The sequence below is a fragment of the Rhizobium sp. BK049 genome (assembly GCF_014193135.1).
GTDB lineage: Bacteria > Pseudomonadota > Alphaproteobacteria > Rhizobiales > Rhizobiaceae > Rhizobium.
Map to the genome: position 1 here is coordinate 1 of NZ_JACHYV010000045.1, position 26100 is coordinate 26100.

Annotated in this window: 26 protein-coding genes and 4 pseudogenes; 14 read left to right on the top strand and 16 right to left on the bottom strand. The window is 57.3% G+C overall.

Features of this window, described 5'->3' with window-relative positions; translation table 11 throughout:
* The 3 genes and pseudogenes from FHT70_RS28825 to FHT70_RS28835 all read left to right on the top strand — a co-directional run.
* Window positions 1–387 (top strand): annotated as a pseudogene (locus tag FHT70_RS28825) (hypothetical protein); the annotation flags it as partial.
* Between the two features lie 458 nt (window positions 388–845).
* A complete protein-coding gene (locus FHT70_RS28830) occupies window positions 846–3005 on the top strand; it encodes a TonB-dependent receptor (RefSeq protein WP_183706568.1) in 2160 nt (719 codons plus the stop codon).
* Between the two features lie 78 nt (window positions 3006–3083).
* Complete coding sequence (locus tag FHT70_RS28835; RefSeq protein WP_183706570.1) at window positions 3084–3899, top strand: helix-turn-helix transcriptional regulator; 816 nt, start codon at window positions 3084–3086, stop codon at window positions 3897–3899.
* Between the two features lie 118 nt (window positions 3900–4017).
* Here FHT70_RS28835 and FHT70_RS28840 read toward each other — a convergent pair whose 3' ends face one another.
* The 5 genes from FHT70_RS28840 to FHT70_RS28860 form a co-directional block, all read right to left on the bottom strand.
* Entirely contained in the window at window positions 4018–4794 is a 777-nt protein-coding gene (locus FHT70_RS28840) for an ATP-binding cassette domain-containing protein (protein ID WP_183706572.1), read from the bottom strand.
* Window positions 4791–5756, bottom strand: a complete 966-nt coding sequence (locus tag FHT70_RS28845; RefSeq protein WP_183706574.1) for an iron chelate uptake ABC transporter family permease subunit — start codon at window positions 5754–5756, stop codon at window positions 4791–4793. Before FHT70_RS28845 ends, FHT70_RS28840 begins: the two co-directional genes overlap by 4 nt.
* The gene (locus tag FHT70_RS28850) at window positions 5749–6708 is read right to left on the bottom strand and encodes an iron chelate uptake ABC transporter family permease subunit (RefSeq protein ID WP_183706576.1); all 960 of its coding nucleotides are present in this window, start codon (window positions 6706–6708) and stop codon (window positions 5749–5751) included. Before FHT70_RS28850 ends, FHT70_RS28845 begins: the two co-directional genes overlap by 8 nt.
* 26 nt (window positions 6709–6734) lie before the next feature.
* Complete coding sequence (locus FHT70_RS28855; RefSeq protein ID WP_348649570.1) at window positions 6735–7655, bottom strand: siderophore ABC transporter substrate-binding protein; 921 nt, start codon at window positions 7653–7655, stop codon at window positions 6735–6737.
* 215 nt (window positions 7656–7870) lie between these two features.
* Window positions 7871–8275 (bottom strand): hypothetical protein, encoded by a 405-nt coding sequence (locus FHT70_RS28860; protein WP_183706578.1) that lies wholly within the window; start codon window positions 8273–8275, stop codon window positions 7871–7873.
* A gap of 862 nt (window positions 8276–9137) precedes the next feature.
* Here FHT70_RS28860 and FHT70_RS28865 point away from each other — a divergent pair.
* Window positions 9138–9914, top strand: coding sequence for an SDR family oxidoreductase (locus FHT70_RS28865; RefSeq protein WP_183706580.1), 777 nt, complete (start codon window positions 9138–9140; stop codon window positions 9912–9914).
* 111 nt (window positions 9915–10025) lie between these two features.
* Here FHT70_RS28865 and FHT70_RS28870 read toward each other — a convergent pair.
* Window positions 10026–10221: pseudogene (locus FHT70_RS28870) on the bottom strand (hypothetical protein); the annotation flags it as partial.
* Here FHT70_RS28870 and FHT70_RS28875 point away from each other — a divergent pair.
* Complete coding sequence (locus FHT70_RS28875) at window positions 10220–10552, top strand: hypothetical protein (RefSeq protein WP_183706582.1); 333 nt, start codon at window positions 10220–10222, stop codon at window positions 10550–10552. The pseudogene FHT70_RS28870 and the gene FHT70_RS28875 overlap by 2 nt on opposite strands.
* 65 nt (window positions 10553–10617) lie before the next feature.
* Here FHT70_RS28875 and FHT70_RS28880 read toward each other — a convergent pair whose 3' ends face one another.
* Both FHT70_RS28880 and FHT70_RS28885 read right to left on the bottom strand, forming a co-directional pair.
* Window positions 10618–11589, bottom strand: coding sequence for an alpha/beta hydrolase (locus tag FHT70_RS28880; protein ID WP_183706584.1), 972 nt, complete (start codon window positions 11587–11589; stop codon window positions 10618–10620).
* A 154-nt stretch (window positions 11590–11743) separates the two neighbouring features.
* Complete coding sequence (locus FHT70_RS28885) at window positions 11744–12619, bottom strand: LysR family transcriptional regulator (RefSeq protein ID WP_183706586.1); 876 nt, start codon at window positions 12617–12619, stop codon at window positions 11744–11746.
* 133 nt (window positions 12620–12752) lie between these two features.
* On the opposite strand from FHT70_RS28885, the gene FHT70_RS28890 reads away from it, so the two are divergent.
* The 6 genes from FHT70_RS28890 (at window position 12753) to FHT70_RS28915 (ending at window position 17204) form a co-directional block, all read left to right on the top strand.
* A complete protein-coding gene (locus FHT70_RS28890; protein WP_183706588.1) occupies window positions 12753–13547 on the top strand; it encodes a pirin family protein in 795 nt (264 codons plus the stop codon).
* A gap of 73 nt (window positions 13548–13620) precedes the next feature.
* Window positions 13621–14046, top strand: coding sequence for a DoxX family protein (locus FHT70_RS28895; RefSeq protein WP_183706590.1), 426 nt, complete (start codon window positions 13621–13623; stop codon window positions 14044–14046).
* Between the two features lie 218 nt (window positions 14047–14264).
* Window positions 14265–14873: an NAD(P)H-dependent oxidoreductase gene (locus FHT70_RS28900; protein ID WP_183706592.1), complete on the top strand. Its 609-nt coding sequence runs from the start codon at window positions 14265–14267 to the stop codon at window positions 14871–14873.
* Window positions 14874–15085: 212 nt separating this feature from the next.
* Window positions 15086–15700 carry an NAD(P)-binding domain-containing protein gene (locus FHT70_RS28905; RefSeq protein WP_183706594.1) on the top strand — a complete coding sequence of 205 codons (615 nt, stop codon included), beginning with the start codon at window positions 15086–15088 and terminating at the stop codon, window positions 15698–15700.
* Window positions 15701–15779: 79 nt separating this feature from the next.
* Window positions 15780–16883 (top strand): alkene reductase, encoded by a 1104-nt coding sequence (locus tag FHT70_RS28910; protein ID WP_183706596.1) that lies wholly within the window; start codon window positions 15780–15782, stop codon window positions 16881–16883.
* A gap of 102 nt (window positions 16884–16985) precedes the next feature.
* Window positions 16986–17204: a hypothetical protein gene (locus tag FHT70_RS28915; protein WP_183706598.1), complete on the top strand. Its 219-nt coding sequence runs from the start codon at window positions 16986–16988 to the stop codon at window positions 17202–17204.
* Window positions 17205–17315: 111 nt separating this feature from the next.
* Here FHT70_RS28915 and FHT70_RS28920 read toward each other — a convergent pair whose 3' ends face one another.
* The 6 genes from FHT70_RS28920 to FHT70_RS28945 form a co-directional block, all read right to left on the bottom strand.
* Window positions 17316–18206 (bottom strand): LysR family transcriptional regulator, encoded by an 891-nt coding sequence (locus FHT70_RS28920; protein ID WP_183706600.1) that lies wholly within the window; start codon window positions 18204–18206, stop codon window positions 17316–17318.
* An 83-nt stretch (window positions 18207–18289) separates the two neighbouring features.
* Window positions 18290–18595 carry a hypothetical protein gene (locus FHT70_RS28925; RefSeq protein WP_183706602.1) on the bottom strand — a complete coding sequence of 102 codons (306 nt, stop codon included), beginning with the start codon at window positions 18593–18595 and terminating at the stop codon, window positions 18290–18292.
* Window positions 18596–18619: 24 nt separating this feature from the next.
* Window positions 18620–19084, bottom strand: coding sequence for a nuclear transport factor 2 family protein (locus tag FHT70_RS28930; protein WP_183706604.1), 465 nt, complete (start codon window positions 19082–19084; stop codon window positions 18620–18622).
* Window positions 19085–19163: 79 nt separating this feature from the next.
* Window positions 19164–19712, bottom strand: a complete 549-nt coding sequence (locus tag FHT70_RS28935) for a peroxidase-related enzyme (RefSeq protein WP_183706606.1) — start codon at window positions 19710–19712, stop codon at window positions 19164–19166.
* 126 nt (window positions 19713–19838) lie between these two features.
* Window positions 19839–21896, bottom strand: coding sequence for a pyridoxamine 5'-phosphate oxidase family protein (locus FHT70_RS28940; protein ID WP_183706608.1), 2058 nt, complete (start codon window positions 21894–21896; stop codon window positions 19839–19841).
* Window positions 21897–21953: 57 nt separating this feature from the next.
* Window positions 21954–22565 carry a glutathione S-transferase gene (locus FHT70_RS28945; protein ID WP_183706610.1) on the bottom strand — a complete coding sequence of 204 codons (612 nt, stop codon included), beginning with the start codon at window positions 22563–22565 and terminating at the stop codon, window positions 21954–21956.
* Window positions 22566–22858: 293 nt separating this feature from the next.
* Between FHT70_RS28945 and FHT70_RS28950 the strand changes: the two are divergent.
* Both FHT70_RS28950 and FHT70_RS28955 read left to right on the top strand, forming a co-directional pair.
* Window positions 22859–23814 (top strand): annotated as a pseudogene (locus FHT70_RS28950) (MBL fold metallo-hydrolase).
* Window positions 23815–23888: 74 nt separating this feature from the next.
* Window positions 23889–24866, top strand: coding sequence for an alpha/beta hydrolase (locus FHT70_RS28955; protein ID WP_183706611.1), 978 nt, complete (start codon window positions 23889–23891; stop codon window positions 24864–24866).
* Window positions 24867–24971: 105 nt separating this feature from the next.
* Here FHT70_RS28955 and FHT70_RS28960 read toward each other — a convergent pair whose 3' ends face one another.
* Window positions 24972–25193, bottom strand: a complete 222-nt coding sequence (locus tag FHT70_RS28960) for a LysR substrate-binding domain-containing protein (protein ID WP_259668322.1) — start codon at window positions 25191–25193, stop codon at window positions 24972–24974.
* 436 nt (window positions 25194–25629) lie between these two features.
* A pseudogene (locus FHT70_RS30545) lies at window positions 25630–25778 on the bottom strand (damage-inducible mutagenesis protein); the annotation flags it as partial.
* Window positions 25779–25947: 169 nt separating this feature from the next.
* On the opposite strand from FHT70_RS30545, the gene FHT70_RS30550 reads away from it, so the two are divergent.
* Window positions 25948–26100 (top strand): CopG family transcriptional regulator (locus FHT70_RS30550; protein WP_246722033.1); only part of this gene is annotated, 153 nt, incomplete at its 3' end.

Consider the following 26100-nt stretch of genomic DNA (forward strand, 5'->3'; position numbering starts at 1 on the left):
CTGTTCGTCTGTAAAACGCTTGCGCTTCATTCCCTGGTCCTCTCAACGGGCCAGAGCTTACTTCAAAATGGATTATTTCAACGGGGCAAGGTCAACATTTTATCCGAAACCGTCGAAAACAACCCCCTGGCTTTCGCGGCTTTCACGGTCTGGAATCCAAACGCTTTCGATGGACAAGACAAGGACTTCATAGGCAAGCCGCTTCACGACCAGACCGGCCGTTTCGTGCCCTATTTCTTTCTCGATGGCGCCAAGTTGGGAAGTATGGTCACGCCTGGCTACGATGACCCCCAACTAGCCGGCGTGGTAGGAGCGCTGCCGGCAGGAAAGGCACTGCTTTTTGCCTCTTCCTCAACACTGGCCACGGCACACTCGGCTGGACGATGAGCTCCGGTTCCGCGCGGGTGATCGCCGACCTCGTTTCAGGCAGGCAACCAGAGATCGACGCCACTGACCTCGCCGTCGCGCGTTACGAATGAATACCAGGAAGAGGCCTGCTACAGCTGCACACGCGAAAGTAACCTTCGCAAGCCGTCACTGACGCGCATATTTTTGCAAAAGATCTCCCAAACAACCAACTGATGCGTTGAAAGCGCTGCAGTTTGCCACTCGCAGTTTCCGCTGAGGCGGTGCGAGACGTGGAAGTTTCGCTTCTACAGTCAAGCTTCTCTAACTCAGCTTAAAGACTGAATAAGGAAGCACTCTATGTCGTAAAAATGTCACAGCGCTTTTCCCCCAGAACGGCTTGGCCGAAATGAAAAATATTTTGTCCAGATGTCGAAATGCTCGTGATCATGAAGCCGATTAGAAGACTAAAATAGTCAAGTTAATCGGGGCGATTAAAAATGAGCAGCTATTTGGATGGCCAGCAAGGCGAACAAAATAGATTCCAAAATAAATATAGGATGAAATGCCTTGCTCGCGTGTCGATGCTTGCGATAGCGGCCACGGCGGCTGTACCTGCAAGCGCCCAGGACGCGACCGAACAGGAAGCGACCGTCCTCGAGCCGATCGTCATAACCGCACGAAAAACAGAAGAGCAAATTAGGGATGTGCCTCAAAGCATCACCGTCGTAAAGCCGGAAGACATTGAAAGTAATGCGCTCGACTCAGGCGGAGCGATTGCGGCAACGTCTCCAAACGTCGTGTGGCAGAATGCATCAGTGGGGAGGCAGTTCTTTTCGATCCGCGGCATCAGTTCCTTGGGCGTGCCGAACAACTTTTCCGATGGCACAATCGGCTTTACGGTTGATGGCATACCCCAGAGTATGATGAGTTCTCAGAATATGCTCTTCGACATCGATCATGTTGAAGTTCTTCGCGGACCGCAGGGAACGCTTTGGGGTACGAATGCGCTTGGCGGCGCAATCAATGTGACCACCAAACAGCCGGACGGCGAACACGAGGCAAAGATCACGACCGAATACGGAGAACATGGCTATGCCATGGGCGAAGCCACACTCGGCGGCGTGCTCATTCCCGACGCTTTGAACGGGCGAATGGCGATTCGTTTCAACCACTATGACGGGGATATCGACAGCCTGTTTACCGACGATCTCGGCGCGAGAAAAATTGGTGCCTTCCGCGGAGGGCTGCAATTCAATGGCCTCGATGACACGACTGTCACCCTGACCGGAAATTATCTTCGTGACGATTCCAATGCCCCCTTTTCTCTTTTGCGTGGAGCGTCGGGGTTTCCGATCAGTGGGGTCGTAACAGAACCGGACTATGTTACGACACATGCTGATGTCGGACTCACGATCAAGCACGAGTTCGAAAACTTTTCCCTCACGTCCATCACCGGCTTTCAGAATAACAAAATGACGGCCCGGACCGAAGCAAATGATGTCCTCATTCCGTCGTTGTTCCCGTTGGTAGGGAGCAATGTTTGGCACGGCGTCGACAAGGAAAAAATTTTCAGTCAGGAGATTAGGCTGAACTCGCTTGAAGGAGATGATATCAGGTGGGTCGTGGGAGGGAGCCTCAATTACTCAGATCTCGACCATAGCTGCACCGCTCCTCAATGCGCACCGTTCCCCTATTCCGGTCTTGTCACCATGGACACGAATCTTCGTGCTCTGAATCTTGGCCTGTTCGGTGACGCCTCCGTCCCGCTTGGCGACAAATGGGAAGTGTCATTTGGTGGTCGTCTGAGCCATGACGACATCAAATTCAAACAGACCAACGATCTTCGGGTTGCCAGCCTCACTGGCGACAGCGATGCCGATGGCACCTATCTCACGGGACGCGCCGCGCTCGCTTACAAATGGACCGACTCCGCACAGAGCTACGTCTCCATTGCCCGGGGCCATGGGACCAGAATTTACCCGCTGTTTTCGTATCCGAACAACGGTGTTGTGGCTGACGCTTATCCGGCGGCCGAGAACTGGACTTATGAACTTGGCACCAAGGTTGCGCTTTTCGACGACCGTCTCGAACTGGACGGGAGTGTCTTTTACAACGACGTGAAGAACGGCGTCCTGAGCTATTATGATCCGGGCCTTGGAGGCTTTGCCACGACCTTCCAGAGTTACGAGACGTCTGGGTTCGAACTACAGGCGCGTGCTGCAATTACGGACGAATTGAGCTTCAACGCGGGCGTAGGCTACACACACACCCGGCTCGGCTCAGACGGAGCGAGCTCGATTTTCGAAGGGAACCGGGTTCCCAATATCCCGGAATGGAGTGTCTCGGCGGGCTTGGCTTATGAAACGGATGCTGAAATGGTGGGCCTGCCCGGCTCGTTCAATGCCGCTGTCGACTATCAGTACAGAAGCTCCCGGCCTGCTGATGTGCAGTCCACATTTGACCTTGACGCATATAGCATCGTCAATGCTCGGGTGGGTTGGAAAGACGCGGGCGGCGATTTCGAAATCTACGGTTTCGGACGCAACCTGTTTGACGAACGATATGAAACGTTTGGCGCCGCCGGTTTCCTCGGAAGCCAGGTTGTTTCCGTGAGCCAGGGCCGCGTCTTGGGGGTGGGGATTTCAAAGTCCTTCTGACGGGCTACGCTATAGCAGCGCTTTGATGGCATTTGCGTCTGAGCCCATACTGACCGAAGATGATGAAGAGGTTTTTCAATGCCTGTCTTGGAAGAATTCGAGACCGAATTTGATCCTGATACCGTGGATAAACCTCTCATCGTCGTTGGTGCAAAAAAGGCCGTTTCCTACTGGGAGAAAGGACAACACGCTCACAGAAAGGCATCGCTTCTGATCAATCTCAGAGGAATGGTGACTTGCGAAGCAGACGATGGTGTGTGGATTGTCCCTCCCCATTCCGCTCTGTGGATGCCCGCGGGGAAAGCTCATTCGGGGCGCCTGTCAGGTAATATCGAATGCTACGCGGTCTTTATCGAACCTGAATTGATCAGCAAGCAGCCAAAGTCCTGCGCAACTCTTTCCGTTTCGCCTCTCTTGCGGGAACTGGTTCTCAGGTGCGCGCTGTCGCCTGTCGACGCGCCATTCTTCGACGTCGATTTTCGCATCCTGGCAGTTCTGTTAGATGAATTAGATGCCGCACAAGAAGTGAAGCTTTCGTTTCCGATGCCGAAATCGGCTCCCCTTCAACAGCTTGCAGACTTGCTTCTCAAACATCCGGGCGACAAGGCGACTCTAGCCCAATGGGCAGCGAGGATCGGATTAAGCGAACGCACCTTGAGCCGATCGCTTCTCGTTGAGACTGGGATGAGCTTTGGTCGATGGCGCCGCCAGCTGCATGTTGTCCTAGCGCTTCAGCGACTAGGCGACGGCGAAATCGTCCAAAATGTCGCGATAGATCTCGGATATGAAAGTGCAAGCAGTTTCGTGACAATGTTTCGAAAGACGTTAGGAAAGCCGCCGGCCCGGTACCTGATGGACCAAACCTACAGCCTGGCTGAAGCACGTTCGTTTTGAGATTGGCGCTTCAGCTCCTTGCACCTGATCCGGCGGTCCTTCCCCGACCAACGAAACCGAACACAATAAGGATGTTGGTTCACGAACCGCCTCATCCAGTTGAATCGGTTTCGCGCCTCTAGTCCCGCCGCGATACAGCCGCGAAATAATTGATGATCGTCTGCTTTTCCCAGACCCGGACACTCATTTCCATCTCAAACAGCTTCGATAGACAGTCAGGAGCGAACACCTCATCCGGTCGCCCATCACAGAAGATGCGCCCATCCTTCATTCCGATGACACGATCAGAATGAGCCGCTGCGAAATTAATGTCGTGGAGGACTGTGACGATCGTCTTGTCGAGTTCGTCAGCGGCACGCCTCAACAGTTGCATGGTGATTGCAGCATGCTTGATATCCAGACTGTTCAAAGGCTCGTCCAGCAACAGATAATCCGTGTCCTGGCAAAGAACCATGGCCAGAAAGACACGTTGCCTTTGACCGCCTGAGAGCTCATCAACATATCGAGCCTCGAGGCCAGCTATGCCGAGGTAGGCCAAGGCCTTGTCGACATGTTGGTGATCTTCTGGCGTCAGGTGGCCCCGCGAATAGGGATAGCGTCCAAATGCCACCAAATCCGACACGGTCAGCCGCACCGAAAAATGATTGTCCTGCCTGAGAATCGACAGAAGCTTCGCCAGATGCCGGCCCTGTATGGAGGCGATGCTCGTTCCATCGATCGTGACGGCACCACTCGTTGGAGGTGTCAGCCGGCTGATGAGGGAGAGGAGCGTTGATTTCCCTGCACCGTTCGGACCGATGATGGACGTCACTCCGCCACGCGGGATCCCGACGGATATGTTATCGACAACCACGGCCTCGCCATAGCGCTTTGTGAGGGCCCGTGTTTCGATCAAGTTGCTCTCCGGGTGATGAGGAACAGAAAAACCATGCCGCCGAAAAATTCGATGACGATGCTCAGGCTCGTTGTGAAAGCAAACAACCGTTCAAGCATGAACTGACCTGCTATCAGAGTGATTGAAGCGATGAATACCGCTGATGGCAAAATGAAAGCGTGGCGGTGGGTGCCCGCGATCCGATAGGCGAGATGTGCGACAAGCAAGCCGAAAAACGTGACCGGCCCGACCAATGCCGTCGAGACAGAGACCAGCACCGAGACCAGAAAAAGCGCCACCCTTGCCGCTCGGGTATAATCCAGCCCGAGATTGATCGCGGTGTCACGGCCAAGGGCAAGGACGTCGAGATCGCTTCGCATCCGCCAACCGATCAGAGAGGCTACGCCGATCAGAATGGCCGACATTCCCAATAGATCTGCATGAACAAGATTGAAACTTGCAAACATGCGATCTTGCAGCACGGCGAACTCTCCGGGATCAATCACGCGCTGAAGCAAATTGGAAACGCTGCGAAGGAGGATTCCAAACATCAGACCGGCCAGCGCGACGAACTGTAGATCCCGTTTTCGTCCGTCCAACATCCATCGATAGATCAATACCGAGGCGCCGACCATGATCCCGGTCTGTAGCAGAAAGAGGATTTGCGGGTTCGTGTTGCTTATGGACAGGTGGCCGAATCCGTAAGCCAGGATCGTTTGTATGAGTATGTAGAAGGCGTCAAATCCCAGGATTGACGGTGTGAGAATTCGATTTTCGGTTATCGTTTGGAGCACGACCGTTGACGTCGCGATGGCATAGGCAACCAGCACCAGTGCTGCGAGCTTTTGTGTTCTGAGGCCAACAGCGTAGGACCAGTTCGGCCCTAGATCGATCGTGAGAAAGGCGAAAGCTGCTACAGAGGCAAGAACGGCAAGGAAGACAAGCACCACTGCCGATCTGCGGCTGTCGATCGATTCAGCCATATCGTGATGCCGCCCGCTTGAGGAGAAGCAAGAAGATGGCGCTTCCGAGCACGCCAACGATTGATCCCAACGGTATCTCGTACGGCCTTATGATTGTGCGCCCTACAATGTCGCAGCCGAGCACGAATGCTGCGCCCAGTAACGCCGTCCAGGGGACCGCTCTCCTCACGTTGTCGCCAATCATTATGCTCACGACATTCGGCACGACCAGTCCCACGAATGGCACCGCGCCGACCGTCGCCACGACGGATGCCGTCACGAGGGCGACGATGCCGAGCCCCACGACCAATGTTCGTCGATAATTCACGCCGAGATTAACAGATATGTCCTGGCCAAGCCCGGCGAGAGTGAAGCGATCGGCAATCGCATAGGCAGCGACGGCCGCAACAAATGATACCCACAACAATTCATAGCGACCGCGAAGCACCATCGAGAAATCTCCCGTCGACCATCCGACGAGTGACTGAAGAACGTCGAACCGGTAAGCAATGAAGGTCGCGGCTGCGTTGATCACACCGCCAAGCATCAAGCCGACCAATGGAACCAACAGAGGCGATCGCAAAGGCGCGCGTTCGAGCACCACCAGAAACAGGGCGGTACCAAGCAATGCCATTGCGACCGACACAAGCATTTTAAGGAAGACAGGTAAGCCGGGTGCAACCAGCGTCACAAGGAGAAGGCCAAATATTGCCGATTCTATCGTGCCGGACGTACCCGGTTCCACAAAGCGATTCCGCGACAGCATCTGCATGATGGAGCCGGCGATCGCCATCGAAGCCCCCGCCAGAACAAGAGAAATCGTGCGCGGAACACGGCTCGAAAAAAGGATCAATTTCGCCTTTTCGCTCTGCCCGAAGAACAGATCATGGGGCGACAACGTCACTGCGCCCACCAAGAGGCTGACGAGGACGAGCGCCGCGAGACCACATATGCCGATGACGAAATACTTCACTGCGATGCCGCCAGCGAAACTTGCCCTCACTGACCGCTGGACAGAGCTTTGGAAAGCTCGTCGGCCATAGCCTGCATCGCGATCAAACCGTCGCTGACAATGTACCAATTGACCGGATCGAGATAGACGACGTGAGCCAATTTCCAGGCTTTCGTTTGCCGGATCAGCTCGTTGTCGACAACCTGCTTTGCGGAAGCACCAGCCTGCCCGATCGCGGCGTCGCGATCGATGACAAAGAGCCAATCGGGATCGGTCTCAAGCACGAATTCAGGTGAGACGATCTGGCCGTGGAAGCTGGTGCCGAGGTCTTTGACCGCTGGCGTTATGCCGAACGTATCATAGAGCATTCCGAACCATGTCCCGGGCCCCATAGCCGACATCTTGCCGCCTGTCGTCATGACCAGCAGGCCGTTTCCTGTTGCGCGCGCCTTCTCCTTAACCGACTCGACCGACTGAGTTAGTTTCGTCACCCGTTCAAAAACCTCTTTCTGCTTGCCGAATATCTCTCCCAATTCTTCCGCATATTTGATTGTGCTTCCCAGCCGATCCTTCAGGTCTGGAGTGAGATCGATTGTCGGGCCGATCTTGGACACCTCCCCATATTTCGGGCTCGACCGGCCGCCAACAATGATCAGATCGGGTGCCATCGCGTTGAGGGCTTCGTAATCCGGCTCAAAGACGGAGCCGACCTTGCGATACTCTGGACCGTCAAATTTATGCAGATACGGCACAAAAATATCGTTCGGAACCGCCTGCACATCAACGCCAATCGCATACAGGGTGTCGAGCGCTGAAACATCTTGTACCGCAACGGTCTTCGGGTCTTTCTTGACCTGGGATTCACCCATCGCATGTTGAACCATAACTCCGTCCGCATGCGCGCTACTCAACGGCGCGAGGAAAGAGAACACCATGAACATCGCAGCAAAGTAAGGCGCTCGTGACACAACTGTTTCCTAGAGCATCAGTCGAAACCGGCAATGGAAGATGCCCATCATCGGCCTTCGGCAAAAAAGATGATGTTGTATGTCATGTTTGTTCGACTTCTGCATATCGACATCCGGACAAAATATGTTGCAATCCGGCCAGACCCCTTATCGTCGAGATGATTGCCTTGTCCGGCCGTTTCAGGATTGCGGTTGGAGCAGATTTCCCGAGATCTCTACTTATCGGGCGGATCTAACAGGAGATGCTCAGCAAACCCCAGGGCCTCCCCTTCGGAACCCGCAATGAGCAACGGATAGCCCCAAAATTTCGAGAAGGCCCCCGCGAACGCCCTCATCGCCAGGCGTTTTGCTGCACCGGGCTCAATATGAACCATGCCTTTTACGTATGTGCGAAGATCCTGCTTGTGCTTTTTCATCCATAGAGAGACTTGCTTCTTTTCCTCCTGGGTGTGCTCGTGGTCATCTTCTTCAGCCGTCAGACTGAGAAAAACGAATTTTTCCTTCCGTGCCAGAAGAGCTTCAAATCTTTCGAAATCTTCCGTGTGATCATGCTCTGGCTCTGCGTGACTGTGAGTGAAATCGACCCAGACATAGGGAAACTTAGAGGCGTCCATTTTCATGAAATTCTCCATCGACCTTGCGAGATTGGTTTTTGGCGAGTGCAATTTTAGGGACGAGACCTGCTTGGTGTCCGGCCAATCGTCACAGGTGGCCCGGTGTCAATTCGGCATCGGCCGCCGTCCGCGCACGTCAACATCACGGCTAGGCGCAATCCGTGCCGAGTAGTGATAGCTCCAGGCGACGGATTTTTGCTTCAGTTCCACGACGGTCACAGCGAGACGAGGCTGGCAGAAGCCCCTGTGCGAGAGATGAAGTGGCAAAAAAGGATGTAAGCGCTGCGGCATAGAAGAGCTTTTGCGCAAAATCAGGTACTCGGATGCTCATTCGACGGTCCAGCAAGTTTTTAATACCGCAGCACGCGGCAAGGAGAAAAGGCGCTGGTGTTTGGACTGGGGTCGGAGTCAAACACCAGCGCATCCAGATTTCACATGGGCGGAGAAATCTGGACTTTGGTTGTCATAAATTATCTGAAACTGCATTTGGCGTCATTGCGCAATACGGTCAAAATATTTCGCGACACCGCCAACCTACCGGCGCGCCGGAACCTCTTTTAGAACAATCCATACCCGCCGCTTAAACGCTGCGGATCTCCAAAGGGAGGTTCAGGCCGAGGCCAGGCCCCATCCGCTGCTCAAGTTATGAGTTTAGTCGTGGTCATTGTAAAAATTCGGATGTCGGCCAGCGGCAGCGCGTACTCGACTCTTTCGATGTAGAAGTCTGCATGCGCTGCTAGGAGTTACGAGGCCCACGCAATACATCGCTGAGCCTGCAAGCCTTTATGCCGATCACCGATGGTGTATCATCCCGACACATGAAAATTGATATATTCTCAACGATTTTGTCAATGGCGAGGCGATAAAGATGAAGCTTGGTTTGGAAAACAAGGTGGTCTTGATTACTGGCGGCTCAAAAGGGATTGGCTTTGCATGCGCCCGGCTGTTTGGCGAAGAGGGGGCCACGGTTGTCATCTCTTCGCGCTCTCAAGTAAATATTGACGGGGCACTGGAAAGAATTCCGGGCGCAGTAGGGTTTGCTGCGGACGTCTCGTCAGATGCCGATGCGCTCAACATGATCCAGAGTGTTGAGAAGCAGTTCGGGAAAATCGACGTTTTGGTCAACTCTGCAGGGGCCGCGAAAAGAACCGCCGTGGCCGATCTCACTCCCGCGGCGTGGCGAGCGGCCATGGATGCAAAATACTTCACCTACATCAATGTGATCGACCCTGTAATCAAGCTGATGGCAGCGCGGAAGTCCGGCGTGGTGATTAACATTATCGGCAATGGTGGGAAGACAGCATCGCCCTTACACCTTGCTGGCGGAGCGGCCAATGCTGCGCTCATGCTGGCGACCGTCGGTCTCGCAACAGCTTATGGCGATCAAGGCATTCGAGTGGTTGGCCTCAATCCTGGCTTTACCGAGACGGACCGTGTCACCGAGGGGCTGAAGACGGACGCGAAGCAAAACGGCATCACAGAAGCAGAAGCTCGCGATGCGGCGATAAAGCGGATTCCGATGGGCCGGATGGCAACTCCAGAAGAGGTCGCCCAGGTGACAGTATTCCTAGCCTCAGAACAGGCGAGCTACGTGACCGGTGTCAACATTGGCATGGATGGAGGCCAGACCACGACGTTGGTGTGACCGTCGCCCTTGCGACCGGCTGGAGAACTCTCCAGCCGGAAGTATTTATGGGCCATCAGGACGGAAAGACCTGACCGCCCAGGAGCACAGGTCGTCTTCTAACGGCAGACATCAGATCGCGTCGTGCTGTGTGCCGTCACGGGGAATGCGAAACCAGGCAAGATAAAGGGCAGGAAGAGCAGCGTCAGTAGCGTTACGACTACAATTCCGCCCATCATAGCATAGGCCATCGGACCCAGAAATTCTCTTTCGAGATCGGGATCAGCGCGAGCGTTGCCGCAGCCGCCGTCAGCATGATCGGGCGCATGGCCGCCCGCCTGATGATCGAGGAGACCCGTCATCCCATGGAGAAGATTGCGCAAGAATGCGGCTTCGTCGATCTTCGGCGCATGCGCGATGCGTTCATGACAGCCGCCGCAGACGATCCGGCGGCTGGCAAAAGCCGCCTGCGAATGGCTGCGGAGGTAAAGCTCTTGATGAGGATCGAACTTCGGACCTGCGCCTACTGCATCCAAAAAGAGTCGTCGGCAGCTAGCTTGGCCAACCACCTCCTTGTCAAGACGAACCAAAATAGCCTGCCGCGGGAAAAAGGTGCGGCAGGCGCGTCGATAAAACTGGGTAGAAAGCGTGGGAGGTGAAGACTGCTTCGATGGTGAAAGCTTTCTGAACCGTTCTCGACCGGTCCAGGAAGCCGATAGCGTTTTCACTTCGCGATATTGCCATCGAGGAAAGTTCGTATCAGCGGTACCATCTCGTCCAGCTTGTCTTCGAGTGCAAAGTGACCGGTATCCAACAGATGGAGCTCTGCTTCGGGAAGATCGCGCAGGTAAGGATGAGCACCGTCTTCCGGGAAAATCTTGTCGTTCTTGCCCCAGACGATCAGAGTCGGCGGCTTGCGGTCGCGGAAGAATGCCTGGAACTGCGGATAGAGCGGCAGGTTGGTGCGGTAGTCGTAGAACAGGTCGAGCTGGATATCCTTGTTCCCCGGCCGGTCGAGCAGCGCCTGGTCGTGCACCCAGTTGTCGGGGCTGATGCGGGTCAGGTCCTTGACGCCATCGGTATACTGGAACTTGGTTGTCTCCGGCGCGACGAGCACCGAGAGCGCTTCCCGATCCTTCTTCGCCCCCGACTTCCAGTAGGCACGGATCGGGTTCCAGAAATCTCGGATGCCTTCGTCATAGGCATTGCCGTTCTGGACGATCAAGCCGGTCACGCGGTCCGGGTGCTTGAGCGCCAGCCGGTAGCCGACAGGTGCCCCGTAGTCCATGAGATACATCGCATACTTGGCCGCGCCGAGCTGGGTCAGCAGCGTATCGACGATATCGGCATAGTGTCCGAAGGAATAATCGAACTTGGTGTGATCGGGAGCGTCGCTCTGGCCGAAGCCCGGGTAGTCAGGGGCTATGACGCGGTAGCGGTCTGCGAGCAGCGGGATCAGGTTGCGGAACATGTGGGATGAGGTCGGAAAGCCGTGAAGCAGGACAACGACAGGGCCGTTGGCCGGACCGGCTTCGCGATAGAAGACGTTGACACCGTCGATCTTCATGGATCGATAGTGGGTCGTGGGGGGCGCCTGTTGCGTGATCGCGGGCGTTTCGGCGAACGCTATGCTGGTGGAAGCGGATAAGAATAGGCTGGCGGAAGCGAGAAGCAGGGTGGCAAGAGTGCGGGACATTGTGGTTCTCCTCAGGGGTGGTTCAGGCGGCTTGTTTTGCCTGGAAACACCTTCGTCCTTTCGATGCGCGAGGAGAATGTTTGTATTTAACAAGAGATTGTTACATTCAGCGGAATAAATGCAACACGTAGCCCGACCTTATGAGCCGGGCCTCTTACGCGACCCTCACAGCAGCAAACTCCTGGGCCAACAGGTCAATGAGCACCCGGACTTTGCGCGCCGGGTTCTGTCCAGGAGGTCTGACGACATAGATGCCAACCGGCGGCAGCTCATAATCGGTCATGATGGGAACAAGAGCACCCTTCTGGACGAATGGCTCAGCGACGATCTCACCCATGGCGACGATACCAATTCCAGCGATGGCAGCCTCGACGAGAACGTGCGCGCTGTCAGCCTTGAAGCGCCCTTGCGGATGAACGGTGACGGTTGTGTCGGCCTTGGTGAAGGTCCATGCGTCTGTTCCCGGCGTGATCGCATTGTGTTTCAAGACATCGGCCGGCGTCCCTGGAGCGCCATGCTGATTGATGTAGTCGGGGCTAGCGTAAAGCCGCACGCCAAGTGAACCGATCTTGCGGGCCACCAGATTTGAATCAGCCAGATAGCCGACGCGAATGCCACAATCGAAACCTTCTGCAACCAGATCGACGTATCGATCATTAAACCGGATATGAACATGCAGTGCGGGATGGCGCCGCCCGAGCTCCGCAAGTGATTGCGCAAGCTGTGCGGCGAACGACGCGGGAGCCGCAATCCGGAGCAGGCCCTGAAGTTCCCCCTCTGGCGACATCTCCTCGCGCGCGGCCTCTATGGTCGAACACACCTCTGCGGCCCGATCTCGAAACAAGGCTCCGGCTTCTGTCAACGCTGCGCCACGCGTGGTACGCGCCAGCAGTTGAACGCCGAGTTCCTCCTCAAGGCGCAGCACCCTTCGGCTGACAATTGACTTGGCAAGCCCTAGGCGCCGAGCCGCCGAATTCACACCTCCCGCGTCCGCCACCTCCACGAACGTCCTTAGATCTTCAATTTCCATCCACTGCTCCTGTCCCCCTAACTGCGACAGCGAATAGCATTTTCGCTGGCTACTGTGCCAGTCCTGAGGACGGTATTTGAGTTTGCTTGCGGCGCTGGCCCGTAGTGCCGCCAATTCATCGAGGGCGCGTCACGTGGACACGAAGAAAATCAAACCTGAACGCCGAAGCGGGAGTTGGAAACAAGGATGCACGGTCGAAACCACTTACCCGGGTTTCTCCTTCGGCCCAGATGACAGCGGCCTTGCATCGATTGGCAAGATCGAGCGCACCTATGCGCTTCCAGGGTTCGTAGCCTCGATGCACCCTCATAGGGACGACGAGATTTTCAGCTACGTACGCTCCGGCACGGTCCTTCATCTCGACAGCATGGGGCACGAGGAGAAGATCTCATCGACCCGGCTACGCGTGATCAATGCGGGCGTGGCGTTTCAGCACGAGGAGCGGGTTCTGGGTCGCGACCCGGTCGAGGCGTTCCACGTTGTGCTGAGGCCGGAACGTTCCGGACTCGAGCCGCTGGTCCAGTTCGCAGACATTACCACAACGCAGCCTCGACCATGGAGACTCCTTGCTGCGCGGACCCGTGCGCCGCTTATTCTGCGGGTGAAAGCCTGGCTGCATGATGCGCATCTTGACGTCGGTCCGCACCTTCTTCCCGCCCACACCAATCGCCGCATTGCCCGCGTACTTATCGTCATGAAAGGCGACGTCAGGATCGGAGGCAAATGTCTCCAGAGGGGCGACATCGCGGCGGTCAGCGACCAGGCAACCTCCCTCGTCGCGATAAAACCTGCAGACGTTTTGCTTGTCACGGCAGATACGGCCGAGCCCTTCTTCGCGAGTGGGCTGTCGAGCGGGAACACTGTGCTCGCGAAGTCGCAGCCACCTGTCCCGCTTTTGGGGACATCGCGTAGCAGGTTCGGTGGCTAGTGCGAGTGCCATTCCGCAGGCATCGTCTTAACACGGATGCGGAACCATCCAAATCAACCAACGGAGAATGAACATGTCTGACACTCGCTATCTTCCTCTCGCCGGCCGTCTTCTCATCGGTCTCCCCTTTCTGTTTTTCGGCCTCGCCAAGGCCGCCACTTTCGCCAAGACCGTAGCCCTTGTGCAGATGGTCGGTATCCCGCTTCCCCTGCTCGGTGCAATCGGCGCGATCACGCTCGAAATCGGCGGCGGATTGCTGCTGGTCGCCGGCTACAAGGTCCGGCCGGTCGCCGCTCTGCTCGCCATCTTCACCCTGGTCACCGCCTACTACTTCCACAGCAATCTCGCCGATGAGAACACGATGGTCCACTTCTTCAAGAACGTCATGATGACCGGTGGCCTTCTGCAGGTCGTCGCATTCGGAGCCGGCGCGCTCAGCCTCGATGCCTATTTCGCCAAGCGCAATGGACCTTCTGCGGCCGCTGTCTACGCAAACTGAACGTCATCCACCGCCCGTACGACCCAAAGAGCCGGACATACATGATCGCTGTCCGGCTCTTTCTTTTCGCCGTCGTGCGAAGACCTCAGGTGTTCCTATCCAAGCGACAGCGAGTGCCTGTTTCGCTAGCTAGTGTAGGGCAACCCGATACGGCATGTTTCCTCTGCAGAACATATCCGATGCCACAGTGGCTCTGATCGCAACTCAAGGAAAATACGATGTCACTTACGTCCAGTACCAAGCCGAAGATTGCCCTGATCATCGGCTCGACCCGCGCAGCCCGCTTTGCTGACGTGCCTGCACAGTGGATGCTCAAGCAGGCCCAGGCGCGCACCGATCTCGATGTTGAGCTCGTTGACCTGCGGGAGTTCAACCTGCCATTCTTTGATGAAGTAGCGTCCAACGCATGGGTGCCGAGCCAGAACCCCGGGGCTGTTCGCTGGCAGCAGACGCTTGCCCGTTTTGACGGGTTCATCTTCGTTGTCGCTGAATACAATCACTCGCTGACCGGCGCCCTGAAGAACGCGCTTGACCAGGCCTATAAGGAATGGAACCACAAGCCATTCACCGCGATCGGCTACGGTGGTGTCGGTGCCGCACGCGCAATCGAGCATCTGCGTCTAATCGGCATCGAAATGCACATGGTCTCCACGCATGCCACGGTCCATATCGGCGGCAGTGACTTCTTCACGATCTTCCCGGCCGTTGGAAACCAGCCTATCGAGACGATTGAGCAAAACCTCATCCCGTCTGCCACCGCTGCACTCGACGAGCTCGTCTGGTGGGCAAAGGCGACGATGGCGGCCCGGGCTGCAACGACGGCCTGAGGCCGATCCCTATCCACACAACATGTGACGGGGCAGCCGACAATAGCTCCCCGCAACCGCCGAATCAATGATCGACCGCCGTGTCGTCTTCCGCACTCATGGTTGCGGTTACGACGGAGTGTTTTGCCTGATCAGCAACAATTGTTCTTGCGACCCGCCAGGGACTGAACCCCTGGCACCAACCTACATGGAATCAAATCAGGAGACTTGAAATGCCTTCAATTGGCATCATTGGCGCTGGCATGATCGGTGGGGCCATTACTCAGCGTCTTGGCGCTAATGGCATCGCAGCGACAGTCGCAAACAGCCGTGGCCCAGAAGCGCTCAGAGAGCTTGTCGCCAAGGCAGGTCCGTCGATTACGGCGGGAACAGTTGAAGAAGCAGCGATAAAGGATATCGTCTTCGTCTCGGTCAATTGGCCGAAGCTGCAGGCTATCTTCGCCAAACTGCCTGGTTGGAACGGCAGAATTCTTGTCGATACCAACAACCCGATGCAGCGCCCTCCTTTGCCGCCGATCGATGTGGCCGGCCGTGCGTCGAGCGCAATCATTCAGGAGTGGGCGCCGGGTGCCCGTGTCGTCAAAGCGTTTAACCACCACTACTTCATGAACCTGGAGAAAGCCCCGGATGCCGATGGTGGACGGCGTGTGCTGTTTTACGCGGGCGACGACGAAGCTGCAAAGGCAGAGGTCGCGAAACTGATCGACCAGCTCGGTTTCTTCGGTCTGGATCTCGGCGACATCGAGCATTGCAGCCGACTGTTTCAGTCGCCCGGCGGTCCACTCATTGCTCACGACTTCGTAAAGATCGACAGCCCGCTTCCGTGATCAGGACGTGTGCGGAGGCGCCGACCGCCTCCGCCCACGGGGTTCGATCAGCCTCAACCGGAACCTCACAGGTAGTTCGATGACAGACATCCATTCTCCTTTTACACTTGGCAAGATCCGGCTGCAGAACCGATTTGTCATGGCTCCGATGACCCGAGCGCGCGCCAACGCTGATGGAACGCCGGGCATACTTGCAGCAGAATATTACGGCCAGCGAGCTGGCGTCGGGCTCACTATTACGGAAGGCACACAACCTTCGGAAGATGGCCAAGGTTATCTGATGACGCCCGGCATATACACCGACGGCCAGGTTGCTGGCTGGCGGGCAGTCAACGAAGCCATTCATGCTCGTGGCGGTCACGTGTTCTACCAGCTCATGCATCCCGGCCGGATGTCACATCCCGACAATACGCCCCACCATCGGCGAGGTGTTGCACCATCGGCGATCGCGCCTGGAGAGCAGATTTATACGCTCGATGGCATGAAAGACATTCCGACCCACCGAGCGCTGACGACGGAAGAAGTTCAGTCGACAGTCAAAGATTACGCCTATGCTGCGAAGCGCGCGATCGAATCCGGGGCTGACGGGGTCGAAATTCATGGGATCGCGTACCTGATCCACCAGTTCCTCGCGATTAGCGCCAACCAGCGCGCCGACCAATATGGCGGTTCACTGGAAAACCGAGCGCGTTTCGCAATTGAAGTCGCGCAGGCGATCGTCGCTGAGATCGGTGCCGATCGAACGGGGATCCGTCTGTCTCCCGGCTTTGCCGGTTTTGGCCTCGATCACGGCGACGAAGGTCCGGACCTGTTCCGTTACCTGGTCACGGAACTCAACAAAATAGGCCTCGCCTATATTCACATCGTCCATTATGGCGACGATGACATCCTTCATGATTTCCGGAAGCTTTGGGGCCACGTACTGATCCTCAACCGCCCTGGCCGGCCCCGCGAGGACATCGGCAAGGATATAGCATCCGATCTCGAATCCTTCGGCGCGATGGTACTGGCCAATCCCGACTTCATCGAGCGTGTTTCCACTGGTGCACCGCTCAATACAGCCGACCACAGCGTCTATTTGGGTCAGGGTCCGGACGGGCGAGCGTCAGGATACACGGACTTCCCTGCCTGCCTGATGGTGGGACGGCGAAGTCGGGTCGGTTCCAGGCGATGGTGCGATTGAAGATTCACCCCGGGAAACTGGACGAATTCAAGCGTATCGCCGCAGATAGCATTAGAGTGGCGCGGGAGAAAGACACAGGGAACAATCCGCTACGACATCTTCTTGAATGACAACGAGACCGAGGCGGTCGTCTATGAAGAGTTCGCCAATCCTGCCGCGCGACTGGAGCACCTGGCAAACCTCGGCGGAAATGTCGCCGGGATGCTCGCGATCGTCGACATGCAAGCTGAGGTCTGGTCTCATTCTGATCCTGAGTTGCGGGCGTCGACGGAAGGATATGATGTCAAATTCTTCAAACCATTTTTACGCCTGGAGCCGTGAAGCCTGCCTGGCACGAACGGCATGGCCGCCTTGTAGCGGCGATTTCAGACCTCACGCCATCGCTGTGCGTCTACGCACGGCGCATTTCGTCCATCCGGTGCATGACCAACGTCAGTTTAGTAGCCGGTTCTCGCGCAGTCTCGCCGCAGCCAAATCGACGAAGGCGCGGACCTTGGCGGGGGCATGCCTTCCTTCAGGATGAAGTATATGAATTGGCAAAGCGGGTTCTTCAAACTCGCTGAGAACGATCTGCAGCTCTCCAGCGAGGAGTGCCGGACCGATCTGATAATTAAGGACCCTTGTCAGGCCCCATCCTTCACGCGCTGACTGTATAGCGGCTTCGTTGGTGTTGCATTGCAGAGCCGCGTCCACAGATACACGCAGATCGTCGCCAAACTTCCATTCAGGTGAAGCCCAGGCCGCGGTCGATGCGGCGATGCGGTGATCTTTGAGATCGGCTGGCGATTTCGGGACGCCGTAGCGCTCGAAATACGATGGCGAACCGCACATGACGCGACGGACCGTTCCTACTTTCACGGCCGAAAGATTGGAGTCAGGAAGATGGCCGATACGCACCGCGACGTCGATTCCTTCCTCCACGATGTTGACCGGTCGATCGATGAACAGCGTCTTCGCTTTCATGGTCGGGTATGCGTCGAGATAATCCGTTACGATCGGAAGGACGTACATTTGCCCGAACAGCGCTGACGCGGTTATGGACAGGGTTCCCGTCGGTGTAGCGTAGGAACCGCCGGCGGCCGCTTCTGCTTCTGCGATATCGGCAAGGATCCGACGACAATCTTCAAAATAGCGAACGCCCGCTTCGGTCATCTTTACCGAGCGGGTTGTTCGCACCAAGAGGCGCGCTCCAATCAGATCCTCGAGCGAAGCAACCGCGCGGGTGACAGCCGGAGCGCTCATGAACATCTGGCGCGCGGTATCCGCGAAACTCTCAGTTTCGGCGACCTTCACAAAGATCCTCATTGCTTGCCAACGGTCCATCCATTCCCCCAAAGCGCTCTATTTTCCAATACTTAGATGCATGGAACCGAAGCCTCAAGGGGATTACGTCAAACAGCAACGGATCACGTGGTTGGCGTGCGGATCGCTCGCGCGATGCGTTCTATTTCCGCACAGGTTTCTTCGGATAAGCCAGCGCGTAATGCACGCTGACGGGTTTCCCGGCAGGCGTTCAAAGCAAGGGAAACAGCGATCGACGCGCTGAAGTCGAAGCTTGAGCCCCGCCTTGCCACGTCCATCTCGGCGCCGGTCATGCCGATGGCGCGTCCGGCTTCCTCCTGTCTCGCGAGCAAGCTCGGGCTTGCACCGGTTCCGGTAAGAGCAAGCTCTATCGAAAGCCTTACCCGTGGATCGATTGACGAGCCGGCCATCTTTCCATCTCCTGGCTCAGCCGCCTAAAAACCAAAGTGGCTCAGGCCGGCATGGTCGTCCGGTCTGCGGCCCAGCGGCCAGCGAAACTTGCGATCGGCTTCAGCGATCGGGTGTTCGTTGATGCTCGCATGACGTTCCCGCATCAGGCCGTCCTCGGCAAACTCCCAGTTTTCGTTGCCATAGGCGCGGAACCACTGGCCGCTGTCGTCGCGATATTCGTAGGCATACCGGACGGCAATGCGATTGCCGGTGAAAGCCCAGAGTTCCTTGATGAGGCGATAGTCGAGCTCCTTGTTCCACTTGCGGGTCAGGAAGGCCTCTGCCTCAGCACGGTTTTTGACGAACTCGGCGCGGTTACGCCAACGCGTATCGAGCGTGTAGGCAAGCGCGACCTTGGCAGGGTCACGGCTATTCCAGCCATCTTCGGCAAGCCGAACCTTTTCGATGGCGCTCTCTTGCGTGAATGGGGGAAGCGGGGGACGGGACATGTATAAACTCCTCTCAGGCTGATGTTTGACCGTTGTGGTGAGAGGCGGCGCATCTTGCACCGCCTCTTGGGCCGTGTCGTCACGCAGCGGCGCGATCAATACGGGGAAAATCGATCTCGGTATCAAGCGCCTCATTCACGTAATTGGTAAAGGTGTTGAGAGCCACGTGGGCGATGATCTCGACGATCTCGGCATCGCTGTAGCCCGCACCACGAACCTTGGCGATTTCGCCTGGCGCGACGGACCCGCGAGCGACCGTCAGAGCCCTGGCGAACTCGACCGCAGCAGCTGCCTTCGGATCGTTCGACGTGCCGTTACGGTTGGCAGCGATTTCACTTTCGTCGAGCTTGGCGAACTTCGTGCCAGTGAAGGTGTGGGCCGAGAGGCAATAGTCACAGCCGTTGGCTTCAGCCATGGCGAGGGCGATGCGTTCGCGGGTGGCCGGCGGCAGCTTGCCCTTGCCAAGTGCGCCCTGGAGAGACGTCAAACCGGTTAATGCGGCGGGGCTGTTGGAAACCAGACGGAAGATGTTCGGGACGGAGCCGATCTGCTTCTGGATGGTCTCGAGGATCGGACGAGAGGCTTCTGGAGCTTCGTCGATCGTTGCGGGGGTAGGAATGCGTGACATTGTATTCTCCTTTGTCGATTGGGAGAGAGACGTCGCTCTCTTGAGATTGAACATGATCCGGTCGGGACGATTGCTGAACATCGAAAGGAAACAAGGGACCGTTACGCTGGACGCAGCAATCGGCCCTTAGACAGCGAGCTGCAGGCCGCCTTCCTGGTCGGCAGGAACAGCGCAGCACAGGAGCACTTCGTCGGCGTCGATCTTCGCAGTGGGCTGTTTGACGTAAGCGACGGCGCCCTTGACGAGCTTCGTCCGGCACGTCCCGCAGTTTCCTTCCCGACAACTGAAATCGGGTTCGAGGCCGCGCGCCTCAGCGAACTCCAGGAGAGTGCCGGAACCAGGCGTCCACCGCGCCTCTTTCAAGGAGTTCGTGAATATGACGGGCACAGATTTTTCGGACGGCTGCGCGGCGGGAGACATCAGGGCTGGTGTGGCTTGCCCCGCGCGGACCAGCGACGACGGACCGAAAGCTTCAGCCTGAATGCGATCGTCAGCAATGTTGAGAGCCCGCAGTCCGTCATAGAGGCCTTGGGTGAACTGGGCAGGTCCGCAGAGGTAGAAATCATAATCGTTGAAGGGGAGGAACCGCGTCAGCATCGCCATATCGATCCGCCCTGCCGCGTCGAAGTCCCTGCCCTCTTCAGCATCCGTAGTGTCGCTGAGGACCCTGACCAAGCGCACAACGCCCTTGGCCGCACCAATTAGTTCGCCGATCTCTTTATCGAACGGTCGGTCGGCCTTGGAGCGAGCCGCGTAGAACAACGTGACCGGACGGATACACTGCTTGCGGAGCCCTTCGTAGACGACGTGACGGAGCATCGCGAGCATCGGCGTGATGCCGACGCCGCCTGCAAGAAGCACCGCTGGGCGTGTCGAGCGGGCGTCGATGCTGAAGTCGCCGGCCGGGGCGCGCGCCTCGATGACATCGCCGACAGCAATAGTATCATGCAGGAACTGAGAAACCCGGCCGTCTCGCTTAACGCTGATGCGGTAGATCCCGTCGGACGGCGCGACCGAGAGCGTGTAAGTGCGAATGACCGCCTTATCTTCGCCGGGCAGCTTCATGCGGATGGGCAGATGCTGACCGGCCGCGTGCGGGAGCAGCCCTGCGCCATCGCCTGGCCGGAGGTGGAAAGACTTGATCGTCGCGCTTTCATCGACGATCGCGGTGACGGTCATTGGCCGCCAGCTTTTAGCAAGCTCTGTGGCACGCAAACGGTCGACCGTCTGCTGCCAGCTGCCCGTCATCAAGGAACTCGGCGACCAGCCGTCCTTCTGGAAAGCCCATCTTAGAGCCAGTGCATTACGCCGCCGAACAATACGCGTCGGCTTGAATGTCCAAAATCGCTCAGCGCCCTGGAAGGCGGCGATCTCGGGCGAATCGAAGATGACTTCGGCTTTCCCCGTCATCTGCAGCATATCGCCGGTGGTGAAATCCACGAACAGAAGTCCTGCCTTTCCGTTCAGCAGGATGTTGCCGAGCGTTGCGAAGAAGAGATTTCCGTCGAAATCCGGGATCGTCAGAACGCCGTCGTCACCGACGCGGACAAACCCCGCATTGCCGCCGCGGTGGGACACATCCACCTGACGCCGGTCCTCGCGATCCACATAGGACGCTACGAAGAAAGCGTCGGCTTCCCGAATGACCGCGCGTGCCTTATCATCAAGAGTAAGCAGTTCCTCTGCCTCGCCTTGGAACAGTGTTCCCGGTTGGCGTTCGAACCTAAAGTCGCGCAGTTGAATATAGCGCGGGCAATTTCCAAAACTCTGGTCGACATCGACGCGAAAACCACCGTCGATTGTCGAGACAAAACCATTCATACGGTTGCGGCGGCGTGTGTGCATCTCGATGCCAAGGAGACCGATCGGCAGGCCATTCGCCAATCCTTCGCTTGCCGGGTCGCTTGGATCTCGGTTTGCGAGGATATCCAGGATGACAGGCGAAGGCGACGACATGAAACCCGGCTGGCCTTCGACAAAAGTCGCCCAGGCGTCACCGGCCTGATCGACGCTCCCGAGAACGATGAAAGGCAGTTGGGCGTAGAAGTCCCGATGCTGGTCCGGCATGAAATCACGAACGACACGCTGGCCGACGGAGGCCATGCGTTCCTTTACGCCGAGCTTTTCCTGGATAAAGGTCTCGCCTTCATGCCACGTCGGCAGTTTTGTAAGCTTCATGGACATCTGCGTTCTCCAGAAAAAGGCGGAGAGCGTGCGAGGTGCCGCACGCCCTATCGAAGCTCAGGCGGCAAGACCAACGGGCGTTTTGACGAAATCGATGAAACCCGGAAGTTGCTCGACGCGGGCCAGCAGAGCATTCACGGACGGATAAGCGCTGAGGTCTACATTGCCCTCCGGAGCCCGTGCGACATAGCTGTAGACCGCGACGTCCGCGATCGTCGGGCGGTTGCCCACCAGCCATTCGCGCCCTTGCAGATGGCTCTCGATCCGGCCGAGGATGGTATGTGCCCGCCCGATGACTTCTTCGGGGTTGAACTTGGCGCCGAACACCGTCACCAGACGCGCAGCTGCCGGTCCGTAGGCAATCTCGCCGGCTGCAACCGAGAGCCAGCGCTGGACGTCGGCCGCCCCTTTGGCATCTTCCGGAAGCCACTCCGTCTGGCCCGACTTCTTGGCGAGGTAGACGAGGATCGCATTGGAATCGGAGATGAAGACATCGCCATCAGCCAGGACCGGGACCTGCCCGAACGGGTTCATTTGGAGGAAGCCGGGCTGCTTGTGCGCGCCAGACTTCAGATCGACCTCGACCAGCTCATGGGGGAGCCCGATCAGCGAAAGGAAGAGCCTGGCGCGGTGAGAGTGGCCCGACAGCGGATGGTGATAGAGTTTCATGTGTTCGCTCCTGATTGAAGGCCGGGTCCATTCCCGATCCGTGAACACAGGATGCAATGAGCGATCCCCCGGCTGAATACTCATGTTTGGCACTGGACCATTACGCCAGATGCAACAGTGCGGCGCACAGACACCACGCTTCCGGAATTCGCGGTTGAAGGCGCTTCGACATGACGGGGCGCTGGCGGAACTCTTACGCCAAGCGAAATAATCCCTTGTGCACTTTGCCGATTATCGAATGCGGCGGCAGGCGTACTGTCTGGCCATCGTCTCAGGCAACAAGGAACTTCGCCATGAACACCGCCAACACACCCTATGTCAGCCGCCGCGCTCTTCTTACGGGGGTCCTTGCAGCCGTCTCCGTTGCGCCTTTTCTCGCGCCGAATGTCTTCGCCAAGTCCGGAACGATCGTGGATTCGCTGAGGGATGCAGCTTCCCGGGCTGACATCACGACCTACCCGGTGCGCGGCAACATTGCCGTGCTGGAAGGATCGGGCGGCAACATCGCCGTTCTAACCGGTAAGCAGGGGAAGGTCCTCGTCGACGCCGGTATCACGGCAACCCGTGCTCGGATCGAGCAGGCGCTTTCGAAGCTGGGGGACCAACCTGTCAAGCATCTTATCAACACCCATTGGCACTTCGACCATACCGACGGAAACGAGTGGCTACACTCAGTGGGTGCCGCTATCAATGCTCATGAGAACACGCGCCGTCACCTGCTCGAGGCCCAGCGCGTTGATGATTGGAACTTCGATTTTCCGCCTTCTCTGGCGCGATCCCTGCGACCTTGATCACAAGCGACAAGGTCCTGGAGCTCGAAGGTACGAAGATCGGCATCACCGCCTATCGACCAGCGCATACGGATAGCGACATCTCCGTTAAATTCGAGGAAGCCAACGTCATCCACGTCGGGGACATCTTCTGGAACGGGCTTTATCCCTTCATCGACTATTCGACTGGCGGGAGCATAGACGGAACAATCGCAGCGTCAGCAAAGGTCATCGCTGCGGTGGATGCGGATACCGTCATCATTCCAGGTCACGGCAAGCCGCTCAGCTCGCTCGATGAGCTCAAGCACTATCACGAGATGCTGGCGACCATCAGGGACAATGTCGCGAGGCTGAAATCCGCAGGTCGCTCTGTCGAGGAAACGGTCGCAGCCAACCCGACGGAGGCCTTTGACGAGGAATGGGGCAAGGCAATCATCAGCCCCGCCTTCTTCACGCGCCTTGTCTACAAGGGCGTCTGAAGAAAACCAACGCTCGTACCAACTTCTGATTTCAGAAGCAGTCGTGCGCCATGCCATCCAACATGAGGACTACCATGACCGAGGATCAACAATTCAACGTCTCGCGTCGAGACGTTTTGCTCGGAGGTTCAGCGCTTCCGCTGGCCTCTGGAATCCCGGCGTTTGCTGCAACAAGCAACGTATCAACCATCCAAGAAGGAGAAACGGCAATGACAGAAGCATTCATCACCACCAAAGACGGCGTAAATCTCTTTTACAAGGATTGGGGTCCGAAGGACGCCCAGCCGATCGTATTCCATCATGGCTGGCCCCTGTCGTCCGACGACTGGGACAACCAGATGCTGTTCTTCCTGTCGAAGGGCTATCGTGTGATCGCTCATGACAGGCGCGGCCATGGACGGTCGCAGCAGGTCAGCGACGGTCATGACATGGACCATTATGCTGCCGACGCATCAGCAGTCTACGAGCATCTCGATATCAGAAATGCCGTCCATATCGGCCACTCGACAGGCGGCGGCGAGACCGCTCGCTATGTCGCCAACTTCGGCGAACCGCAGGGCCGTGTGGCCAAGGCTATTCTCGTCAGTGCGATTCCGCCGCTGATGCTGCAAACACCGTCTAACCCCAACGGAACCCCGATCGAAGTCTTTGATGGCCTCCGAAAGGCATTGGCCGACAACCGGGCGCAGTTCTATCTAGACCTGCCTACGGGCCCCTTCTTCGGTTTTAACCGCGAAGGCGCGAAAGTCTCGCAGGGCCTTATCCAGAACTGGTGGCGCCAGGGCATGATTGGGAGCGCCAAGGCACATCATGAGGGCATCAAGGTCTTCTCGGAAACCGACCAGACCGAGGACCTGAAGAAGATTTCGGTGCCGACGCTCGTCCTGCATGGCGACGACGACCAGATCGTTCCCGTCAAAGCGTCCGCAGAACTTGCGGTGAAGCTTCTGAAGAACGGAACCTTGAAGGTCTATCCAGGCTATCCCCACGGCATGCTTGCAACCCATCCCGATGTTCTGAACGCTGACATGCTCGCATTCATCCAGCGTTAAATTGTGCTCCAAGGAGAGAGGTTCGCCACGTGAGCCCCTCTCTCCTCACGACTTTTTCAAGGCCTGCTTTAAAATTCGGTACGGGCTTCGTTCGAAGCTTCTGGGTCATGACGAGCTTTCGACATCGCTGCTTTGCCTGATCTCGTGGATCAAGTCGACGAGCCGGCGCAGCTTCGCCGGGATATTGCGTCTCCCGGGATAGTAGAGACATAAGCCCGGGTAAGGCGGGGTCCAGTCATCAAGAACCTGCTCCAGTCGTCCAGCGGCGGCGTCATCCGCCACCTGCCGTTCGTTCAGATAGGATGTGCCCGACCGCGACGCGACCAGCGTCGCGCGCTAAACGGTGAACGCCTGAGGTTGCTTCCAGCTTTCGTGCTGTGACGCGGGGTTCGAATCCCTGCCCCGACAACCGATCTCGCGGGCTACCTCGGCCTGACCCCGACACGACACCCCTTCTCCGAGGGATGCCTGATCACCTCGCCATCGAATGCGCCGCCGAGTTTCGATCCGATCCCGTCGTCCCCTTGGACGGATGGCGGCGATGGTGGAAGTGAGGCCACGCGAGCAGATCATTCAAGCGTGAAGCCCTCGCAACCGACCTTCATAGTGATACGACTTCCGGTCATGGCTTCTAGCGGAGGTGCTTGAAAAAGTACGCCCCCCGATTGGTCGGAAAGCGGACGCTGCGGTCGCGTTACGGCTCCTTGACCTCACCTGGTCATATTTGGCGTGCGAGGCACGCCGCTAAGCGACGCCGCTGCTACGAGCCGTAGGTGAGGCTACCGCCAGGCCGGACCGCTTCGATTTCCGGCACGCCAAAGGAAAGACAGCCAGCCTTTCGGGATAATAAGCCCTCCAGCGAGCCGATGGCTCGCGCAGATCGGAAATCACCCTTTCGCAGGTAGCACTCATCGTTCACGGCCCCCTGCAAGGTCGTGTTGGCGACCGTCATCATGTCGAGCAAAAATTCGCAGGTTCTGGTGAAAATTGGCGCAATGACGCGTCCTTTCGGTATCCACCTTGAGACGGCCGACCACTTGCTTTATATGATGCGTGATGATTGATGCGCGACGAGGCGGGTATGAGAACGACCTTAGCGATTGACGACGATGTCCTGATCGCCGCAAAAGCGATGGCAGCCCAGCAGCACCGAAGCGTCGGCGAAGTCATTTCTGAGCTGGCGAGACGCTCTCTGCGCCGCCCGCCCAGCAGCGGCGAGCGCAACGGCATTCCT

Coding starts and splice junctions, on each gene's coding strand:
- FHT70_RS28830 (WP_183706568.1), top strand. CDS start 846: ATGAGCAGCTATTTGGATGGCCAGCAAGGCGAACAAAATAGATTCCAA.
- FHT70_RS28835 (WP_183706570.1), top strand. CDS start 3,084: ATGCCTGTCTTGGAAGAATTCGAGACCGAATTTGATCCTGATACCGTG.
- FHT70_RS28845 (WP_183706574.1), bottom strand. CDS start 5,756: ATGGCTGAATCGATCGACAGCCGCAGATCGGCAGTGGTGCTTGTCTTC.
- FHT70_RS28860 (WP_183706578.1), bottom strand. CDS start 8,275: ATGAAAATGGACGCCTCTAAGTTTCCCTATGTCTGGGTCGATTTCACT.
- FHT70_RS28865 (WP_183706580.1), top strand. CDS start 9,138: ATGAAGCTTGGTTTGGAAAACAAGGTGGTCTTGATTACTGGCGGCTCA.
- FHT70_RS28875 (WP_183706582.1), top strand. CDS start 10,220: ATGGCCGCCCGCCTGATGATCGAGGAGACCCGTCATCCCATGGAGAAG.
- FHT70_RS28880 (WP_183706584.1), bottom strand. CDS start 11,589: ATGTCCCGCACTCTTGCCACCCTGCTTCTCGCTTCCGCCAGCCTATTC.
- FHT70_RS28885 (WP_183706586.1), bottom strand. CDS start 12,619: ATGGAAATTGAAGATCTAAGGACGTTCGTGGAGGTGGCGGACGCGGGA.
- FHT70_RS28895 (WP_183706590.1), top strand. CDS start 13,621: ATGTCTGACACTCGCTATCTTCCTCTCGCCGGCCGTCTTCTCATCGGT.
- FHT70_RS28900 (WP_183706592.1), top strand. CDS start 14,265: ATGTCACTTACGTCCAGTACCAAGCCGAAGATTGCCCTGATCATCGGC.
- FHT70_RS28905 (WP_183706594.1), top strand. CDS start 15,086: ATGCCTTCAATTGGCATCATTGGCGCTGGCATGATCGGTGGGGCCATT.
- FHT70_RS28910 (WP_183706596.1), top strand. CDS start 15,780: ATGACAGACATCCATTCTCCTTTTACACTTGGCAAGATCCGGCTGCAG.
- FHT70_RS28920 (WP_183706600.1), bottom strand. CDS start 18,206: ATGGACCGTTGGCAAGCAATGAGGATCTTTGTGAAGGTCGCCGAAACT.
- FHT70_RS28925 (WP_183706602.1), bottom strand. CDS start 18,595: ATGGCCGGCTCGTCAATCGATCCACGGGTAAGGCTTTCGATAGAGCTT.
- FHT70_RS28930 (WP_183706604.1), bottom strand. CDS start 19,084: ATGTCCCGTCCCCCGCTTCCCCCATTCACGCAAGAGAGCGCCATCGAA.
- FHT70_RS28935 (WP_183706606.1), bottom strand. CDS start 19,712: ATGTCACGCATTCCTACCCCCGCAACGATCGACGAAGCTCCAGAAGCC.
- FHT70_RS28940 (WP_183706608.1), bottom strand. CDS start 21,896: ATGTCCATGAAGCTTACAAAACTGCCGACGTGGCATGAAGGCGAGACC.
- FHT70_RS28945 (WP_183706610.1), bottom strand. CDS start 22,565: ATGAAACTCTATCACCATCCGCTGTCGGGCCACTCTCACCGCGCCAGG.
- FHT70_RS28955 (WP_183706611.1), top strand. CDS start 23,889: ATGACCGAGGATCAACAATTCAACGTCTCGCGTCGAGACGTTTTGCTC.